We start from the raw sequence: 12741 nt of genomic DNA, 5'->3' as shown, positions 1-12741 counted from the left end.
ATGAAGCACCCCGTGGATCGCCGCGCGGACGGCGCGGACCGGGTCGAGCAGGCACTGCGCACCCTGCTGGAGGAGCGAGATCGTCTGCGGCGGGAGAACGACGCCCTGAAGGCCGGTCGCGGGGAGCCGGTCGCCGTGGTCGCGATGGCGTGCCGCTACCCCGGGGGCGTCGCCACGCCCGAGGATCTCTGGGACCTGGTCCGCGAAGGCCGGGACGCGGTGGGGGAGTTCCCCGCGGACCGCGGATGGCCGGACGTCTACGATCCCGACCCCGACGCGGTGGGCCGATCCTTGGTGCGCCACGGAGGGTTTCTGCCCGACGCCGCGGACTTCGACGCCGACTTCTTCGGCATCAGCCCGCGCGAGGCGCTCGCCGTCGACCCGCAGCAGCGCTTGCTGCTGCAGACGTCCTGGGAGGCCTTCGAGCGGGCGGGCATCGTCCCGGCGTCGGTGCGCGGATCGGACGTCGGCGTCTTCTCCGGGGTCAGCTCCTCCGAGTACGGATCGCGTTTCCTGGAGGCCGGCGGGGGGGACCTGGAGGGCTATCTGATGCACGGCAGCGCGCCGAGCGTCGCCTCCGGCCGGGTGGCGTACGAATTCGGACTGACCGGGCCGGCGATGACGATCGACACGGCGTGCTCCTCGTCCCTGGTGGCCCTGCACCTGGCCGTGCAGTCGCTGCGTACGGGGGAGTGCTCGCTCGCCCTGGCCGGGGGCGCCTCGGTGATGTCGACGCCGGCGATCTTCCTGGAGTTCTCCCGGCAGCGCGGCCTGTCGGCCGACGGACGGTGCCGGTCGTTCGCGGACGGCGCCGACGGAACCGGATGGGCGGAAGGAGTGGGGGTGCTCCTGCTGGAGCGGCTGTCCGACGCACGCGCCAACGGCCACCCCGTGCTCGCCCTGATCCGTGGCTCCGCGGTCAACCAGGACGGTGCCAGCAACGGCCTCACCGCCCCCAACGGCCTGGCCCAGGAGAAGGTGATCCGGCGAGCACTGGCGAACGCGGGCGTCACCGCCCGCGAGGTCGACGCGGTCGAGGCCCATGGCACCGGAACCGCGCTCGGGGACCCCATCGAGGCGGGTGCCCTGCTGGCCGCCTACGGGCACGACCGGGCCGAGGGCCGGCCGCTGTGGCTCGGCTCCATGAAGTCGAACATCGGTCACGCCCAGGCCGCCGCCGCGGTGGCCGGCGTGATCAAGATGGTGATGGCCATGCGGAACGGCTACCTGCCGAAGACCCTGCACGCGCAGGTGCCCTCACGCCACGTCGACTGGTCGTCCGGAGCGGTCGAACTGCTGGGGGACGGACGGGAATGGGTCCGTGGGGAGGGCCCGCGCCGGGCCGGAGTGTCGTCGTTCGGAGTCAGCGGCACCAACGCGCACGTGATCCTGGAGGAGGAACCGGGGCCGCGGCCGGACCGCGCCCCCGAGGCGGCTCCGGGCGCTCCGGTGCCGTGGGTCCTGTCGGGCAAGGACGCGGCGGCCGTGCGGCGGCAGGCCGAGAAGCTGCGCGCGTTCGCCGCGGCCGAGCCGGACCTGGATGTCGCTGCCGTCGGGAGCTCACTGGTCACGAGCCGGTCGCGATTCGCGCACCGTGCCGTCGTCGTGGGCCGGGACCGCGACGAACTGCTGAGCGGCCTGGCCCGGTTGCGCGACGGCTCGGAGTCCGCGGCAGTCGTCCGCGGCGTGGCGGGTGAGCCGGGCGGCGCCGTCTTCGTGTTCCCGGGCCAGGGCTCGCAGTGGGACGGGATGGGACGGCAGCTCTACGCCGGTTTCCCGGTCTTCGCCCGCTCCCTCGACGACTGTGCGGCCGCCATGGCCGAATGGGTCGACTGGTCCCTGCTCGACGTGCTGCACGGCGCGGAAGGCGCCCCGGGCCTGGAGCGGGTCGATGTCGTCCAGCCGGCGTTGTTCTCCGTCATGGTGTCCCTGGCCGCCCTGTGGCGGTCCTGGGGCGTGGAACCGGCCGCGGTGGTGGGACACAGCCAGGGCGAGATAGCCGCGGCGTACGTCTGCGGTGCGCTGTCCCTGCGGGATGCCACCCGGATCGTGGCACTGCGCAGCAAGGCGCTGAGGCGGCTGGTCGGCCACGGAGGGATGGCTTCGGTCGCTGCGTCCGCCGCGTACGTGACGGAAGGTCTGACTCCGTGGCAGGACCGGGTGAGCCTCGCCGTCGTCAACGGGCCCCGCTCGGTGGTGGTTTCCGGAGAACAGGCCGCGCTCGACGAAGTCGTCGCGAAGATGACGGCCGAGGGCATCCAGGCGCGGAGGATCCCAGTCGACTACGCGTCGCATTCGCCGCAGGTGGCCCGGGTCCGGGACGAGGTGACGGGCGCGCTGTCCGCCGTGCTGCCGCACACCGGGAAACTGCCCTTCTACTCGACGCTGCACGGACGCAGGATCGACCCCGCGGAGCTGACGGCGGAGTACTGGTACAGCAATCTGCGCGAGAAGGTCCTCTTCGAGTCCTCCGCGCGGCGGCTGGTCGACGACGGATTCCGGCTGTTCGTCGAGATGAGCCCGCACCCGGTGCTGACCGTACCCGTGCAGGAGATCATCGAGGACCGGGACGACGCGATGGTCCTGTCGTCGTCGCGTCGCGACCGGGGCGAGGCGGAGGCACTGGTCGGATCGCTGGCCCAACTCCACGTGCGCGGCGGGGACGTGAACTGGCAGGCCCTCATCGGGCGGCGCCCGCGCGTGGACCTTCCGACGTACGCCTTCCGCCGCCGGCGGTACTGGCTGAACTCCTCGCCCGCCGAGGCCGCGGCACCCCCGCCCGCGACGAAGCAGTGGCCCGAGGCCGACGAGCCGCCCGACTCCCTGCCGCAGAGGCTCTCCGCTCTCGCCGACAGCGACGCCGCGCGCCTCGTGCTGGACCACGTCCTGGAGAAGGTCGCCGCCGTCCTCGGACACCGCTCCGCCGAGAGCGTCGACCCCGACCAGGGCTTCAAGGACGCCGGATTCGACTCGCTGCTCTCGGTGGACCTCACCAAACGCCTCGCCGCCTCGACGGGACTCAGGCTGCGCCCGAATCTGGTGCTGCTGCATCCGTCCCCGCGGCTGATCGCCGAGCACCTCGTGACCGCCATGACGAACCGCGCCGCCGTCCCGCCGACGGGACATTCTTGACCGCCTTCTTCCCGCCCGTGAAAGTAGGAAAGACCTGCGAGATTCGAGTTTCCGCGCCCGTTCTGCTGAGAGGTTGATCCGTGTGGGTTCGTTCGGCGTGTCGGCTGCACACAAGGGAATGTGGCTGGCGCAGAAAATATTCCCCGAAAGACTCAACCACGCGCTCACCATCTGGGACGTGAACGGCGCGCTGGACGAGGCGGCCATGGAATTAGCCTTCCTGCATGTCATGGGCGAAGCCGAGGTGCTGCGCGTCAATTTCGTCGACGACGGCAGCGGTCTGCGGCTCGTGCCCCGGGAGTTGGGGGACTGGCAGCCGTTCTTCCTGGACGTCAGCGCCGAGGCGGACCCCGAGCACGAGGCGCGCGAGGCGCTCGCCGAGATGCTGCGGCACCCGTTCGACCTGGAGCACGACCTGCTGTTCCGTCTGGGAGTCGTCAGGATCGCGGCGGACCGCTCCCTCGTGGCGATCGCCTACCACCACCTCATATCGGACGGATTCGGCGCGGGCGGCCTGGTATCACGGCGCCTCGCGGAGGTCTACACGGCGCTCCGGCGAGGCTCGGACGTCCCGGAACCGCCACAGCCCTGGGACGTGGCGTCCTACGCGGACGTGGCGACGCGGTACCTCGACTCACAGGAGTTCACCGAGGACACGCGGTTCTGGCGCGACTACCTCGCGGATGCGCCCCCGCCCGCGCAGCTCCCGCGCATCGTCCTGTCCGACGCGCTGCGGGCCGAGCTCTCGCAGCCCGTGAGCAGAGCCGACCAGTGGTCACAACTCAGCTCGTCCATCGGCATGGTGAGCCGGACACTGACCGTTCCGCACGCCGAGGCCGCGGCCTGGACCGAGGCGGCCAGGGCGCTCGGCGTGTGGATGTCGGCCCTGGTGACCGCGGCCGCGGCCGCGTACTTCCGGCACCGCTGCGACGAGCCCGAGTTCCTCCTCTCGCTGGCCGTGGGCAACCGGACCGGGACGCTGCGCGGGACGCCGGGGCTGGCGGTGAACGTGGTGCCGGTGCGCGCGCGAGTCCCGCTGGGCGCGAGCTTCGCGGAGACGGCCGAGGCGATCGTCGACGAGACCTACGAGATCGTCGGTCACACCGCCTGCCACTACTCGGAGATACAGCGGGCGAGCGGAACCGACGCGAGCGGCCGCGGCAGTTTCGGCGCCGTCGTCAACGTCGTCGAGTTCGCCGAGGAACTCGACTTCGCCGGCTCTCCCGCGCGCCACCTCGGCGCGACGACCGGCACCTTCGACGAACTGTCGATCGGCGTCTACACGGACGGCGGTGCGGACAGCGACCTGTTCCTCAGGCTCGACGCCCCCGCCGGCATGTACTCCGGAGCGGAACTGTGCTTCATCGGCACGGAACTGATCGCCGCCGTCCGAGCCCTGCTCACGGACGTCTCCGCGCCCGTCGGGGCGCTGGACCTCGCGGAAGCGGTGCGCGGCGACGAGCCGACAGCGCGACAGGCCGTCGGCGAACCGCTGCCGGACCTCTCGGTACCGGACCTGTTCGCTCGGCAGGTGGCGGCAGCTCCCGACGCGACGGCACTGGTCGGCAAGGGCTCCCGGATCACCTACCGGGAACTGGACGAACAGGCGGGCCGGATTGCCGCGGCACTGCGACGCCGGGGTGTCGGACCGGAGACGGTCGTGGCGGTGGACCTGCCGCGATCCGTAGAACTGGCTGTCGCCCTGCTGGGCGTCGTGAAGGCGGGCGGGGCGTACGTGCCGGTCGACCCGGACCTGTCCGCGCAACAGAGCAGAGCGGTGGTGCAGGACGCGGCGGCGCGCATCGTGGTCACCGACCCGGAGACGGCCGGGCTCCGTGGGGCAGGAGCAGATGTCCCCACCGTCGTGTTCGGCGACATCCTGTCCGAGCGGGCCGACGACGACGTGCGGCCGACGCGTGTCACGCCGCGCCCGGACAACGTGCTGGCCGTCATGTACGACCGAGGAGCGGCCCCGGGCGTCGCGGTGACGCACCGGAACCTGCACCACCTCGTCCGGGACGCCAACTGGCGGGAGGGCGGCCGCGGCGCCGTGCGGTGGCAGTCGCCGCACAGCTCGGACGCGCTCGCCCTCGAACTGTGGACGCCCTTGCTGAACGGCGGCCGGGTGGTCGTGGCAGCGGAGGCCCAGGACGCCGACGCGCCGGCCGCTTCGGGACCGGCTGACGAGGCCTGCACGATCCGGCTGTCGACCGACCAGTTCGCACAGATCGCGGCGGAGCGCCCCAAGGACCTCGCCGGAGCGCGCGAGGTGTGGATCAGTGGCGACCGGGCCCCCGCCGCCGCTGTCCGACGGGTGCGGGCGGCAGTTCCTGAACTCACCGTCGTTCAGGGACACGGTGCGACGGAAGCGCCCCTGTTCGCCGTGTGCCGCCAGGAACCGGGCGACGACCCGGCGGGTCCCGCAGCGGCACTCGGCCAGCCGGCGGACGGCACCGTCCTGCACGTACTGGGCCCGGGCCTGGCACCCGTCCCCGCCGGCGTGGTCGGAGAGCTGTACGTGGCGGGGCCCGGCGTGGCGCGTGGCTACGCGGGCCGCCCCCGGCGCACCGCCGAACGTTTCGTGGCCTGCCCCTTCGGCCCGGCCGGCGCTCTGATGTACCGGACCGGGGAGCGGGTCCGCCGTGATGCCCGTGGCCGGCTCGACCACGTCGGCCAGGTCGGCGCCCCGCCGTACGTGCAGGGAGCCCGCGTCGAACCGGCCGAGGTCGAAGACGTGCTGTGCGAGCACCCTGATGTTCTCCGGGCGGTGGTCGCCGGGGCGCCGGACCCCTCCGGGCAGCAGCGTCTTGTGACGTATGTCGTGCCGGTGGGCCGCCGGACCTCCGGCGGGGACGCGGGCGCCGGTGAGGAAGCCGACGTGCTGGACGGGCGGCTGCGCCGTTTTGTCGCGGCGCGGCTGCCGGACTTCATGGTTCCGTCGCTGTTCATGGTGGTGGACCGCCTGCCGGTGACCACGGACGGGAGGGTGGACCGGGTGTCGTTGCCGGAGCCCCGGTTCGGCGACACGAAGTACCGGGCGCCGCGCAACCGTACGGAACAGGTGCTGGCCGAGGCGTTCGCCGACGTGCTCGAAGTGGACCGTGTGGGGATCGAGGACGACTTCTTCGATCTCGGCGGCAACTCACTGCGGGCCATCAGGCTGGTCGGACTGATCCGGGCGGAGCTGGACCTGGAGGTCTCGATCCGCACGTTGTTCGCGACCCGGAGCATTTCCGGGCTCGCGGCCGTGGCGGAGCGTCTTTCCCACTCCAGCCGGCCGGCCCTGCGCAGAAGGACGCGCGACGGGCACGTTCTCTGAGTTGTCCACTGTCTCGCCGACGGGACATTGCTCCGGACCGCATTTCTTGAATGGTGCACCGGCTCGATCTACCTTGGCTGAGCGGCCGAAGGGGAATTCAAGCGTGCCTTCTTACAGGCCTGTCGAGGATCAAGAGCCATTGGCTGACAAAGCGAAATGCTTCACACATCCACGCCGGGGGAGATTTCTCCATGAGTGATCGTGAACGCGATATCTACGACGTGGTCGGCGTTGGATTCGGTCCGGCCAACCTGTCCCTCGCCGTCGCCCTCGAAGAGTCCCGGGCCCAGGGCGGGGACAGGGGCGGCATCAGCAGCCTCTTTCTGGAGCGTCAGGCCTCCTTCGGGTGGCACCGCAACATGCTGCTGCCGTCGGCGACCATGCAGATCTCCTTCCTCAAGGACCTGGTCACCTTCCGCAACCCCACGTCGAGCTTCAGCTTCATCTCGTACCTGCACGCCTCGGGCCGGCTCCCGCAGTTCGTGAACAACCAGGACTTCTTCCCCACGCGCCAGGAGTTCCACAAGTACCTGGAGTGGGCGCAGTCGAGAGTGGCTGACCGCATCGTCTACGGCTCGGAGGTTCGCTCCATCCGGCCGGCTTCCCCTGCCGCCCCGGAGTGGTCCGACCTCCTGCGGATCGAGGTGACGGACACCGCGGGCCGCGACAGCCGCACCGTCATGGCGCGCAACGTGGTGATCTCCACCGGCCTGGTCCCGAGCATGCCCGAAGGCGCCGAGCGCGACGACCGGGTGTGGCACAGCTCGGAGTTCCTCGAGAAGTACCGCAGGATGAACCCGCGCGAACTGCGCAGAGTCGCGGTCGCCGGGGCCGGCCAGAGCGCCGCCGAGATCGTCAGATTCCTCTACGACGAGCTTCCGCATGCCCAGGTGTGTGCCGTCGTCCCGTCCTACGGCTACTCCATCGCCGACGACTCGCCCTTCGCCAACCAGGTCTTCGACCCGAGCGCCGTGGACGACTACTACTTCGGCTCCCCCGAGACGCGGAATGCCTTCTGGCGTTACCACCGCAACACGAACTACGCCGTCGTGGACGACGACGTGATCCGGGGGCTCTACCGCAGGTCCTACGACGACGAGGTGCAGGGCGACAGGCGGCTGGAGTTCCTGAACCTCACGCGGGTCACCGGAGTCAAGCGCGTCGGCACCGAGACCCGGCTGTCGCTGCAGCGCGGACACGACGCCGAGGTGCGCGAACTCGACGTCGACGTCCTCGTCTGCGCCACCGGCTACAACGCGATGGAGCCGACGGGCCTGCTCGGCGATCTCGACGGTCTCTGCCGGCGCGACGAGGCCGGCCGCTACCGCGTGGAGCGTGACTACCGCATCGTGACCGAACCGGAGATGCGGTGCGGCATCTACCTCCAGGGCGGCACGGAGCATACCCACGGCCTCACGTCCTCGCTGCTGTCGAACCTGGCGTTCCGCAGCGGCGAGATCGTCGGCTCGATCGCCGCCCGGCGGGCGGCGCACGAGGCCGGGACCGCGGACCTCACCACCGAGGCCGGAGGTGACATCAGTGCAGGAGCAGTGGGTACGCCGCTACCGCGATGACGACAAGTGCGCGACGAAGCTCATCTGCTTCCCGCCGGCCGGCGCCGGGGCGAGCACCTTCCGCACGTGGGCCCAGGCACTTCCGACGGACATCGGGGTGCTCGGCATCCGCTACCCGGGCCGGGAGGACCGGCTGAACGAGCCCGTGCCCACCCGGCTGGAAGCCCTCGCGGACGACATCGCCGACGTGCTGGGCCACCTGACTGGGCATCGGCTCGTCCTGTTCGGCCACAGCATGGGCGCCTCGGTGGCCCACGAGGTGGCGCTGCGGTTCCAGGAGCGGGGGCGTCCACCGGCCGCCCTGTGCGTGTCGGGCAGGCAGCCGACGCACGCACTGGCCGGCCGTCCCATGATCTTCGGGACCGACGAGGAGATCATCGCGCACATCGTGAGCTTCGACGCGAGCCGCGCGGAGATCTTCGCGGACGAGGGCCTGCGGGAGATCGTGCTCCCCGCGATCCGTGCGGACTACCGTTTGGTGGACGCGTACGACGGCGGCCCCCGGCCGCTGCTCGACTGCCCGGTGTACGGCTACACCGGTGACACGGACACCCAGGTGACCCCGGAGCAGATGCGCCGCTGGGGGGAACTGACCCGCGGTGACTTCCGGCTGCGGGTGTTCCCCGGTGGGCACTTCTACCTCCGGGCCGAGGAAGCCCCGCTGCTGGCGGACGTGACCCGTGTCCTCACCGAGACCAAGTCCTCCTCGACGACCGTTCCATGACGTGAACGACGACGGCTTGCCGAACCGGTCCGCGGTTCGGCAAGCCGTCGTAGTTCACGTTGTCGTTCGAGGTCACACGCCGTTCGGGGTCACACGTCCCAGGTGGCCATGAGGCTCTTGACCCCGTGGATATCGGCGGCCTCGGGACGCAGAGGAACCTGGTCGGCGGGGACGGCAAGGCGCAGGGTGGGGAAGCGTTCGAAGAGCGCGGTGAAGGCGACGCGCAGTTCGATGCGGGCGAGTTGGCTGCCCAGGCACATGTGGACGCCGTGGCCGAAGGCCAGATTGCCGCCGTCGTTCCTGCGCAGGTCGAGCGCATGCGGGTCGGCGAAGCGCTCGGGGTCACGGTTGGCGGTGTTGTACGACAGGATCACCGTGGTCCCGGCCTTGACCGTCTGACCGCCGAGCTCGACGTCCTCCAGCGCCGTCCGCATGAAGTTCTTGGCGACACTCACGTAACGCAGCAGCTCCTCCACCGCCGAATCGGCGATCCCGGGATCGGCGCGCCAGGCGGCCAACTGCGCGGGATGACGCAGGAGCGACCAGGTGCCGAGCGCCAGTACGTTCGCGGTGGTGTCGAAACCCGCCGCCAGCAGGGTGAGCGCCATCCCCTTCAGCTCCTCGTCGGTGAGGTCGCCTTCGGTGAGGTCGCTGAGTACGTCGTCGGTGGGGGCGGCGCGCTTGTCGGCCACCAGCTCCGCCAGGTACTGCTGCATCAGGGCGTAGGCGGTGATGAGGTCGTCGTCGCTGGTTTCCCCGCTGACGATCGAGTCGATGTGCCCCTGGAAGCGGGTCCTGTCCTCGTCCCGCACCCCCAGCAGCTCACAGATCACGATGGCGGGGATGGGTTTGGCGAACGCGGTCACCAGATCCAACGGCGGCCCGGCCTTCTCCATGGCGTCCAAGTGGTCCGCGGTGATCCGCTCGATGTGCTCGGTGAGCTTTCGCATCCGCCGCACGGTGAACTTCCCCGCCAGTGGCTTCCGGTAGCGGCTGTGCTGCGGCCGGTCCGTGAGGAGGAACTCACCGGGCGGCGACGGGGAGACCTCGATACCCGTGACATCGACCGTCGGGTGCAGCATGAGCTCCCGGCGCGAGCTGAACCGCGGGTCGGCCAGGACCTGTCTGACCAGGTCGAAACCGGTGACCAGCCAGCCGATTTGGCCGCCGGGGAACGTATAACGGCTCATCGGACCCTGCCGGCGGGCGTCGAGTAATTCCTCTGGTGGATCGAAGGGGCACCCGGGCCGTCGTGCTCTCGGCATTTCCGTCACGGTGTGTACGTTTTCACCCATGCCCGTTCCTCGCCTGAATAAGTAGGTGACTTCGGCGACGCTTCCATTGCCGCCGACCGGAATCCCACTTCCTTCCTTATCGGCGGGCGCCGGTGTGCCGCTCTCGTGCGGCGACACCGGAACAACACCGTCCCATGAAAGGCTGAACCACACCATGAGCATGCGACAGGTCCCGTCAACAGCCGAAGAAATGCCTACTGGATTTCCGGCTCGCCGTGCTAGGTTCCAGGCCGTTCTGACTTCTCCATAAGCGAACCGCACACGGCAAAGGGGACGGGAGGTGTCGGATTTCCCTCCCGGGCGACTTCCGCATCGGCGCGACACAGGGCAGACGTGTCTCGTCGGCGGGACAGGCGCGGCGCTGTCCAGCAGAAGAGGCCGGTCGGCCTCAGCGCTCCCACCGAGACGGTATGGAAGATACGGTGACCGGGGGTTCATCCATGCGATACGAGATCATGGGGCCGCTTCGTGTCATAGACACAGAAGGGCAGTCGGCCATCAAAGCACAGAAGGTCGAAATACTGCTCGCCGTTCTCCTGGTGCGTTCCGACCAGGTTGTCACCCTGGATCGATTGATCACGGAGATCTGGGGAGACGATCCGCCACGTCGTGCGGTCGGGGCTCTGTACGTCTATGTCTCGCAGGTGCGCAAGTTCCTCTCGCGCCCGGGACGGGAAGACGGTCCGGTTATCACGAAGCCGCCCGGGTACATGCTTGAGCTTGGGACCGACGGACTCGACGTCCGCAGTTTCGACGAAGCCGTGCGGAAGGGGCGGGAGCATTTCCGCACACAGAACTTCGAGGTCGCGACGCGGAGTTTCGAGAGTGCTCTGGAACTCTGCCGGGGACCGGTGCTCGACGGCGTATTCCGGGGGCCGATACTCCAGGGTTTCCAGACCTGGTTCAACGAGGCGAGGCTGGAATGCATCGAAATGCTGATGGACGCGCGCCTCGCCCTGGGCAGGCACCGCGAGCTGATCAGCGACCTGTACCGGCTCGGCACCGAGCACCCCCTGCGCGAGTCGTTCCACCGTCAGCTGATGCTGGCGCTTCACCGCAGCGACCGTCAGGCGGACGCGCTGCAGGTGTACCAGCGGGCCCGTCGCACGCTCAACGACGAGCTGGGGCTGGAGCCCGGCCGCGCGCTCCAGGAGATGCAGCACGCGATCCTCGCCGCGGACCACCGCTCGGTGCTGCCGGAACATGCGGGGCGACCGTGAACCGCGCGCGGCGACGGCGCGACGACGTCGGCGGGCAGGGGCCCGCCGGCTTGCACGACTGACGTAACGGCCGAGCCACGGCGGGCGACCACGTGCGCTCCGCCGACAGTCCCGAGGGGTGAAACGCTTGCGAGTCCTGTTTGTGACAGGTCCCTGGAACTCCCATCTGTACCAGATGGTGCCGCTCGCCTGGGCCCTGCAGTCGGCGGGCCACGAGGTACGGGTGGCCAGTGAACCGGAGTTCGTGGACAGCATCACAGAGGCCGGACTGACGGCGGTCTCCGTCGGCCCGGACGAGACGTTGCAGCAGCGCCTCCTGCGGGTCCGCGGGGAGAGCGCCCCGACCATGGCGCCCGAGGTGCCGCCCTTCCTCACCGACACCCTGTACGAGATGGGTGACGGGGAGCGCGACGGGCTGCCGTGGGAGCAGATCGCCTGGCTCCTGGACACCGTCGTGGTGCCAGGGATGTGGCTGGTGAACGACGAGATGGTCGACGACCTCGTGACCTTCTGCCGTTCCTGGGAACCCGACCTCGTGCTGTGCGACGTGATCGTGCACGCCGGCGCGGTGGCCGCGGACGTGGTCGGGGCGGCGCACGCGCGGATGGTGTGCTGGCTCGACCTGTTCCTGCGGATCCGCCACGACTTCCTGCGCGCCCAGGAGGAGAATCCGGCCCTGGAGGGGCGGGACCTGGTGCGCGACTGGTACGAGGGGTGGGCGAGGAAGTTCGGGCGCGAGTTCAGCGAGGAACTGGTGACGGGCCAGTTCGCGGTCAACGTCATGCCCGAGCGATGGCGGCTCGAGCCCCACGAACGGACGCTGTCCATGGGCTACATCCCGTACAACGGCCGTTCCGTGGTGCCGTCCTGGCTCTACGACCCGCCGCGGACGCCGCGCGTGGTGATGACGTTCGGCATCTCCAAGGTGCCGTGGATCGACATGCCGGGCATGACGGTCGATCACGTGCAGGAGACCCTGGACGCGGTGGCCGATCTCGACATCGAGCTGATCATCACGTTGTCGGCCGAGGAGCGCGGTCAGCTCCGCAGCATCCCGGACAACACGAGGATCGTGGAGTTCGTCCCGCTCAACGTCGTCCTGCCCACCTGCTCCGCCGTGATCCATCACGGCGGAGCAGGCTGCTTCAACGGCGCGATGGTGCACGGGATCCCCCAGCTCATCGTCGAGGGCTCGGTCGACGCGGTGGCCAAGCGAGGTGTGCTGCGCGAGACCGGAGCCGGACTGTCGCTCGCACTGAACGAGCTCACCGGGCCGCACGTGCGGGAATGCCTGACGCGACTGATCGAGGAAGACGGGTTCCGCGAAGGGGCCGAGCGGCTTCGGCAGGAGAGCCTGGCACAGCCCGCTCCCACCGAGTTCGTGGCGGCCCTGGAAGAGATCACCGCCGAGTTCCGCTCGCGGCGTGCTGACGGCTGACCGCGCCGCGGCCGAGCCCGGTGGCCCGCCCCGCCATGC

7 protein-coding genes are annotated in these 12741 nt (G+C 70.0%); 6 read left to right on the top strand and 1 reads right to left on the bottom strand.

Going from position 1 to position 12741, the window contains the following annotated elements; translation table 11 throughout:
* The 4 genes from ACIBBD_RS35375 (at position 1) to ACIBBD_RS35360 (ending at position 8749) form a co-directional block, all read left to right on the top strand.
* A complete protein-coding gene (locus ACIBBD_RS35375; protein ID WP_399423673.1) occupies positions 1 to 3132 on the top strand; it encodes a type I polyketide synthase in 3132 nt (1043 codons plus the stop codon).
* Between the two features lie 82 nt (positions 3133 to 3214).
* Positions 3215 to 6451, top strand: coding sequence for an AMP-binding protein (locus tag ACIBBD_RS35370; RefSeq protein ID WP_399423672.1), 3237 nt, complete (start codon positions 3215 to 3217; stop codon positions 6449 to 6451).
* A gap of 191 nt (positions 6452 to 6642) precedes the next feature.
* Entirely contained in the window at positions 6643 to 8025 is a 1383-nt protein-coding gene (locus ACIBBD_RS35365) for a lysine N(6)-hydroxylase/L-ornithine N(5)-oxygenase family protein (RefSeq protein ID WP_399423671.1), read from the top strand.
* Entirely contained in the window at positions 7991 to 8749 is a 759-nt protein-coding gene (locus ACIBBD_RS35360) for a thioesterase II family protein (protein WP_399423670.1), read from the top strand. Before ACIBBD_RS35365 ends, ACIBBD_RS35360 begins: the two co-directional genes overlap by 35 nt.
* A gap of 89 nt (positions 8750 to 8838) precedes the next feature.
* On the opposite strand, the gene ACIBBD_RS35355 is transcribed toward ACIBBD_RS35360, so the two are convergent.
* Positions 8839 to 10044: a cytochrome P450 gene (locus ACIBBD_RS35355; protein WP_399423669.1), complete on the bottom strand. Its 1206-nt coding sequence runs from the start codon at positions 10042 to 10044 to the stop codon at positions 8839 to 8841.
* 440 nt (positions 10045 to 10484) lie between these two features.
* On the opposite strand from ACIBBD_RS35355, the gene ACIBBD_RS35350 reads away from it, so the two are divergent.
* Positions 10485 to 11264: a BTAD domain-containing putative transcriptional regulator gene (locus tag ACIBBD_RS35350; protein ID WP_399423668.1), complete on the top strand. Its 780-nt coding sequence runs from the start codon at positions 10485 to 10487 to the stop codon at positions 11262 to 11264.
* A 118-nt stretch (positions 11265 to 11382) separates the two neighbouring features.
* Positions 11383 to 12702, top strand: coding sequence for an activator-dependent family glycosyltransferase (locus ACIBBD_RS35345; RefSeq protein WP_399423667.1), 1320 nt, complete (start codon positions 11383 to 11385; stop codon positions 12700 to 12702).
* Positions 12703 to 12741 lie beyond the last annotated feature (39 nt).

Origin of the sequence: Streptomyces sp. NPDC051315 (assembly GCF_044455165.1) — a bacterium.
In the GTDB taxonomy this organism is placed as follows: domain Bacteria; phylum Actinomycetota; class Actinomycetes; order Streptomycetales; family Streptomycetaceae; genus Streptomyces.
Note: the sequence above shows the minus strand (reverse complement) of the source record. Positions and strands in the feature narration are given on the sequence as shown.